6 protein-coding genes and 3 pseudogenes are annotated in these 5,705 nt (G+C 60.3%); 2 read left to right on the top strand and 7 right to left on the bottom strand.

Translation table 11 applies throughout. The features are described 5' to 3' along the window. Positions 1-72: 72 nt before the first annotated feature. The 3 genes and pseudogenes from NKH03_RS34210 to NKH03_RS34200 all read right to left on the bottom strand — a co-directional run. Positions 73-1,035 (bottom strand): annotated as a pseudogene (locus NKH03_RS34210) (IS630 family transposase); the annotation flags it as partial. A gap of 134 nt (positions 1,036-1,169) precedes the next feature. Continuing rightward, complete coding sequence (locus tag NKH03_RS34205) at positions 1,170-1,475, bottom strand: hypothetical protein (RefSeq protein WP_352608360.1); 306 nt, start codon at positions 1,473-1,475, stop codon at positions 1,170-1,172. 583 nt (positions 1,476-2,058) lie between these two features. Further along, a complete protein-coding gene (locus tag NKH03_RS34200; protein ID WP_352608362.1) occupies positions 2,059-2,583 on the bottom strand; it encodes a hypothetical protein in 525 nt (174 codons plus the stop codon). Between the two features lie 93 nt (positions 2,584-2,676). On the opposite strand from NKH03_RS34200, the pseudogene NKH03_RS34195 reads away from it, so the two are divergent. Then, positions 2,677-2,817 (top strand): annotated as a pseudogene (locus tag NKH03_RS34195) (ATP-binding protein); the annotation flags it as partial. A gap of 31 nt (positions 2,818-2,848) precedes the next feature. Here NKH03_RS34195 and NKH03_RS34190 read toward each other — a convergent pair. Genes NKH03_RS34190 through NKH03_RS34175 form a run of 4 tightly spaced genes read right to left on the bottom strand, consistent with a single transcriptional unit; the run spans position 2,849 to position 5,072 of the window. Further along, positions 2,849-3,271, bottom strand: coding sequence for a helix-turn-helix domain-containing protein (locus tag NKH03_RS34190; RefSeq protein ID WP_352973247.1), 423 nt, complete (start codon positions 3,269-3,271; stop codon positions 2,849-2,851). Next, positions 3,240-4,511 carry a recombinase family protein gene (locus tag NKH03_RS34185; protein WP_352608366.1) on the bottom strand — a complete coding sequence of 424 codons (1,272 nt, stop codon included), beginning with the start codon at positions 4,509-4,511 and terminating at the stop codon, positions 3,240-3,242. The genes NKH03_RS34190 and NKH03_RS34185 overlap by 32 nt, the downstream gene beginning before the upstream one ends. 8 nt (positions 4,512-4,519) lie before the next feature. Beyond that, positions 4,520-4,915, bottom strand: coding sequence for a recombinase family protein (locus NKH03_RS34180; protein WP_352608368.1), 396 nt, complete (start codon positions 4,913-4,915; stop codon positions 4,520-4,522). Further along, positions 4,899-5,072: a hypothetical protein gene (locus NKH03_RS34175; RefSeq protein WP_352608370.1), complete on the bottom strand. Its 174-nt coding sequence runs from the start codon at positions 5,070-5,072 to the stop codon at positions 4,899-4,901. The genes NKH03_RS34180 and NKH03_RS34175 overlap by 17 nt, the downstream gene beginning before the upstream one ends. Before the next feature lie 312 nt (positions 5,073-5,384). On the opposite strand from NKH03_RS34175, the pseudogene NKH03_RS34170 reads away from it, so the two are divergent. Beyond that, positions 5,385-5,705 (top strand): annotated as a pseudogene (locus NKH03_RS34170) (ATP-binding protein); the annotation flags it as partial.

Here is a 5,705-nt window from a genome sequence, read left to right as displayed (position 1 = left end):
GTCTATCCGGCGTCAAGTCACGCAGGCATAACCAACTACATTAATGATCGAAATGCGTTCGATTTCATATCCGCGCACCAACGCCGTCTGGAGGTCGACGACGGAATGGAAGATGCCGTGCTTCAGGCGTCGGCGGGTGAGCTTGGAAGCCCTCGACAGCGTTCAGCCACGAGCAGGATGTCGGCACGAAGTGGAAGGTCCATCGCGGATGCCGGGCCAGCCAGGCCCTGACTTTCGGCTGCTTGTGGGTGGCGTAGTTGTCGAGGATGACGTGGACGGCTTTGTCGGTCGGGAGTTCAGCCTCGACCGCATTGAGGAAGCGGATGAACTCCTGGTGCCGGTGACGCTGCATGTTGCGGCCGATCACCGAGCCGTCGAGCACGTTGAGGGCGGCGAACAGGGTGGTGGTTCCGTTGCGTTGTAATCATGCGTCATGGTGCCGCCGCGCCCCTTCTTCAGCGGTAGCCCCGGTTGCGTGCGGTCGAGGGCCTGAATCTGGCTCCTCTCATCCACCGACAGGACGATCGCATGGGCGGGCGGCGAGACATAGAGGCCGACCACGTCGTGCAGCTTTTCGGCAAAGGCCTTGTCGTTCGAAAGCTTGAAGGTGCGCCAGCGATGCGGGGCAAGACCGTGATCGTGCCAGATCTTCACGACCGAAGACGCAGCGATACCGGCCGCCCTCGCCATCGCACGGACCGTCCAGTGTGTCGCTTCGTGAGCAGGCGGCTCAAGCGTCAGCGCGACGACCTTGTCGACCAGCACGGCTTTCAGCGGCGCGATGCCGGGCGGCCGGGTCTTGTCGCGCAACAGGCCGTCGACGCCCTCGGCCATGAACCGTTCCTGCCACCGCCATACGCAGGTCTTCGACTTGGCCGTAGCCGCAATGACTGCCACAGTTCCCAAGCCTTCGCTGCTCAAAAGGATGATCCGAGCTCGCCAGACATGCTTCTGCGGCGAGCCTCGGGCCGCCACGATCGCCTCAAGCCTAGCCCTGTCGGATGCCGTAACGTCGATCATGATACCTGTGCGCATGCGACAACGAGGGGAATCCCAAATCGGACTCTTCCGTCCCGATCAGTCCACTAGGGCCGCCTTTCCAAGAGGCGGGGCCGTTGAGTATGTGATGATTGCGACTCATCTCTGGCCCCCAGGCCATGTATTAATGGTTATTCCTTCGCTGCAAAGCCAAGCTCAGCGCGGCTTGCATCCAAGATCGCCCGAAGGACGTCGATGCCGAATTTGAGGCTTTCCACCTCGACATCCAGCGGGATGCCGTAGGTGACTGTGGCTTTTGCCTCAGCGGTTACCACCTCCTCCAGTTCTTCGAACCACTGAGGACTGTTCCCTTTGTGAAGCTTCGATAGTTCCTTAATCGCGACACTAAATGCCGATTGAACAGCGATCAGAGCGGCGCCAAGCTTTCGTTCGTCTACACCCGAAATGTAAACAACAGGTCTGTTTTGCTTATCCATCACACATTTCCTCCGCCGAGTAGCGACATTGTCCTCGATCCACATCTGACGCACTGAAGCCTGTCAGCTGCAGTCTTAGGTAGCGCGCAATACTTAGGGGACCACGTGGAAATCACTTCGACCCCTATAGCGGACCCCTATGACCTCGGCAAAAGGTTTTTCACTCAAACTGCACGAACGTAGTTTTCCGCATCTTTTCTCGAGCAGCATCAGCAACTGATCTCCGGAAAGTTCCTCCCCCTCTGGCCGCGCAGGTACTCCCGCATTCGATCTGGGAGCGGATTGCGAAGCAGGTTAACCATGCAATTAGGACTAAGGCGCTCCAAAATGTACGGCAGTGCGGTTTGCGAATTGCCAGTTCCTCGCAGGTTGTTTCCCATGACACTAAGCTGCTCCAGCCCCGTCAGTAGGTTAGCGGGCAAGCCGCTCAGAGAATTGTTGCCCGCACTGAGGAACGTTAGGCTGGCCGGGAGGTTCTCGGGTAGGCTGGCGAGTTCATTGTCGTCGGCTTGGAGTCTCTTGAAACTCGCCGGAAGGCGCTCAGGAAGGCTAGTTAGTTGATTGCCGCCGACCCAGAGATCCGTTAGCTCGGGCGGGAGATTTTCCGGCAGGAGCGCGATTTCGTTCTGGATGACGCCAAGGTCTCTGAGCCCTGGCGCGCGGGCAACTCGGTCAAGCGGTTGCTGTTGACGTGGAGCACGTCGAGCATCCCCGGAAGAAACTCAGGCAGCCTGATCAGTTGGTTGCTACCGGCATCGAGCTTTCGCAGACCGGGTGGGAGATTGTTGGGCAGCCTGGTCAGCCGGTTGTCATTGGCATTGAGCCACTGGAGGTTGGCCGGTAGTCTGGGGGGCAGTGCCGTCAGGGACAGCGATGTCAAGTTCAGCTCGGCTCGGAAATTGCCTGTTTCGAGCCAAGCCTCGATCCGTGCCATTGCCTCTTGCCGCTCCTCATCTTGCTCCTGCTCCCCTTCCTTCGTCCAGGCTCGTAAAATTTGTTTCAGCGCCGCTTCGCCGGACGAGGAGCCGGTCAAGCATTCAATCCACTTAAGGGTGTCTTCACCGTCTTGTTCGGAATTTGCCCCCACCCCTTGCCTGCTGCCTTGCATCGCGTCGCTCCTTAGGTCATTGCGCGACTGCTGATGTTATTTCAGACCGACCGTTCCTTGCCATGCAAAATCCGCATCGCGTTATGCGGGCACAAGATAGCTCGCTTTCCAGCCTATCGTGATCTCAACGGCTTTGACTTCGCCAGCAGCGAGGTAAAGAGGCAGCTGGTGCGGCAACTTCATCGTTGCGAGTTCGTCGCCGACCAGCGCAACGCCGTGCTCATCGGCGGCCCCGATCCCACGACATAATGCACACCTCGCTATGTTATTGAAAAAGCTGGATCTGCTGATCCTGTGATTGTGATAATGGACTGTGTCCGCTCCTGCCGGAATGGTGCTGGATATCGAGTTGCTCGATATCTTCATGACGGATGATCCAAGGCGTACCCTTGCAATACTGCTCGGCCTTCAGATCGCCGGCGCGGATCATGCGCAGCACGGTCATTGGCCGCAGGCCGAGCTTCGCAGCCGTTTCCTGCAATGTATACTCGCCGCGCTCCGACCGTTCGTCCTTTTTGTAGACGGCGATGTCGTGCTGGTTGCGGAAAGTGCAGACACGGGACTGCGTCCATCCGTTGAGACGACCCGTGGTTTTGCCGAGCCGGTTGAGAAGCGATGCGATCGCTCTATCGGCAATTGGCGTGCCAGGGCACGGATCAGGTCCTCGATGTCCGGCGGGGCGCCCCAACGGTGATGGCCTGCCTTGTCTTCCTGACCGAAAGCGCGGTATGGTCGCCGCCCTGCCAATGCACCAGCATTTTGATGTGGTCGTCTTCGATGGCGACGACAATCTCGCGAATCACGGCACGGATGATCCGCTTGCGCGTGGTGGCGGTGGCGTTGGCATGATGCCATGCCAGTTCGAGATCGGCGCCCATGCGCAGCAGGCTCCGCCGTTCCTCTTCTCCCAGAGCCTCAGGCTTGTGGCGGTCGAGCGCGTCAAGCTCGTCCTGACGCTCGCGGACGGCTACGAGCGCGGCATTCCAGCGTCGCTCCAGTTCGCCTGCTACAAGCCGGTTGTCCGGGTCGACGGCGTCATACTGGCGGCGTGCATGGGCGGCTTCATAACGTGCCTGCTCGAGTGCGAGCTCCACATGGCGCCGCTTCTCTCCAGCCTGCACGGTGGAGGTCTCGATGGCCTTGATCGCCGCTTCCATGCCGAGCGGTTGAAGGCGTTGAAGAACCTCCGCGCTGACCGCCTGATCGACCCGCAACGATCCGAAGCCGATGCACGGGTCGGTTCCGTGGTTGACCTGCGCTCCGCGGCAATGATAGCGCCCCGTATTGCCGTTGCTGCCGGAATAGGAGACATGCAGCTTGCGGCCGCAATGGCCGCAGCGCAAGAGACCGCCGAGCAGCAACTCGCCCCGGCGAAGAGCACCGCGCGGCACCAGGCCTTTGCTTGTGGCATTGTCCGTGATCAGGCGCTGATTCCTCTCAAAATCGTGCCAGCTCAGGTAACCTTCGTGATGGTCGATGAGCAAGACCTCCCAGTCGGCGCGATCGCGCCTGATCCCACGCAAAATCCGTTTGCGTCCGGCCTCTATGGTGACTTTGCTGCAGGTTCGCCCGAACGCATAGGCGCCGGCGTAGATCGGGTTGGTGAGAATGTGGTGCACCGTATTGTAGACGGGCAGCTTCCAGACGATCGCCCTGTCCGCCGCGCGCGTGTAATTTACGGCAGGGAGCATAATGCCCTCGCGGCGCAACCACAGATGCACCTGCCGGATGCTCTGCAGTTCGTCGAAACGCCGGAATACAAGATCGATCGCCTCGCGGATCCGCAGGTCCGGGTCTTTCTCGACCCGGTTCCGGCCCGACTTGACGTAACCGATCGCCACCGTCAGGAAAAGTTCGCCCCGTCGTGCCTTCTGCTTTAGGGCTTCGATCGAGCGGGCCCGCAGGATCGAAAGCTCCAGTTCGCTCATCGTGCCCTTCATGCCGAGCAGCAGCCTGTCGTTGGGATGACGCGGTTCGTAGATGCCGCCTCATCTATGATGAGCGTTCCGACAAGGCCGCAAAACTCGATGAGCGTATGCCAGTCCCGGCCATTGCGGGCCAGCCGGGAGGCTTCAATGGCGAGAACCGCACCAACCCGACCTTCGCAGATCGCCGCCAGAAGCTTCTCAAAGCCCGGACGGCTGATGCCAGACCCTGAACGACCGAGATCTTCATCGATGACGATGGCGTCTTTCCAGCCAAGGGACCGCGCTCGCTCGGCAAGGCCATATTGGCGTCGCCGGCTCTCGGGATTGTTGACGAGTTGATCGGCCGTCGACTGCCGGACATAGACATAGGCACCGCGCGCGAGATGTTCAGCGGTGTTCTTCATGATCTGCCTCCCGTCCCGTCTGGCTCACCACCGCTTCCCTCAGCAAGGTCTCGATCAGCGGGAGGGTGCGTTCCCGGACTTCGCCTGGAAGACTCGATGGCGGAGCCTTCTTGGAAAACAGGTCTGGCTGGTCGGTTCGGCATTGCCTGCGCTGCATGGTGGTCTCCTGGCTGGCGTGAGTCGCTCTGCAGAAAACGTAGACATGCATCGACCTCGCGGCGCAGGTCGCGCAGGCATGAAAGGGGAAAACGGGGCGCCTCGCGAACCGCCATCGTCAGGGCGATCTCTTCCGTCATCCAGATCGGAATCAGCGCCAGGCTGCCATCCGGTTGTCGCCCGACATAGGCCGGCTCACCGCAATAACGCTGACGGCCTGTGACGAAAATTTCCCCGCCCGAACGTGGATGAAAGGCGTAACGGACAATCTTCTTTGCCTCGCCATCCTGATAACGGGCATTATGAGCCCAGTCCGACCGGCCTGGGCAAGAGTTGGCTTGCCTGCGCGCTCGGGCATAAGGCCTGCCGGGACGACCGGTCCGTTCTCTATAAGCGTGTCCCACGCCTGTTCGCCAACCTGGCGCTCGCCAGAGGCGATGGTCGCTACGCACGCCTGCAACGCACGCTCGCCCGGGTCCAATTGCTGATCCTTGATGATTGAGGCCTTGAACCAGGCCCGCCACGATCTCCTCGAAATCCTCGAGGATGGCTACGGCCGCCGCTCCACCATCATCACCAGCCAACTGCCCGTGTCAGCATGGCATGACGTCATCGGAAATCCGACTTATGCCGA

It is taken from the genome of Mesorhizobium sp. M1406 (assembly GCF_040317555.1).
Classification (GTDB): Bacteria; Pseudomonadota; Alphaproteobacteria; order Rhizobiales; family Rhizobiaceae; genus Mesorhizobium.
Note: the sequence above shows the minus strand (reverse complement) of the source record. Positions and strands in the feature narration are given on the sequence as shown.

Excerpts from the sequence above, each read along its gene's own strand:
- NKH03_RS34205 (WP_352608360.1), bottom strand. The coding sequence starts at position 1,475 with ATGGATAAGCAAAACAGACCTGTTGTTTACATTTCGGGTGTAGACGAA.
- NKH03_RS34200 (WP_352608362.1), bottom strand. The coding sequence starts at position 2,583 with ATGCAAGGCAGCAGGCAAGGGGTGGGGGCAAATTCCGAACAAGACGGT.
- NKH03_RS34185 (WP_352608366.1), bottom strand. The coding sequence starts at position 4,511 with ATGAGCGAACTGGAGCTTTCGATCCTGCGGGCCCGCTCGATCGAAGCC.
- NKH03_RS34180 (WP_352608368.1), bottom strand. The coding sequence starts at position 4,915 with ATGAAGAACACCGCTGAACATCTCGCGCGCGGTGCCTATGTCTATGTC.
- NKH03_RS34175 (WP_352608370.1), bottom strand. The coding sequence starts at position 5,072 with ATGCAGCGCAGGCAATGCCGAACCGACCAGCCAGACCTGTTTTCCAAG.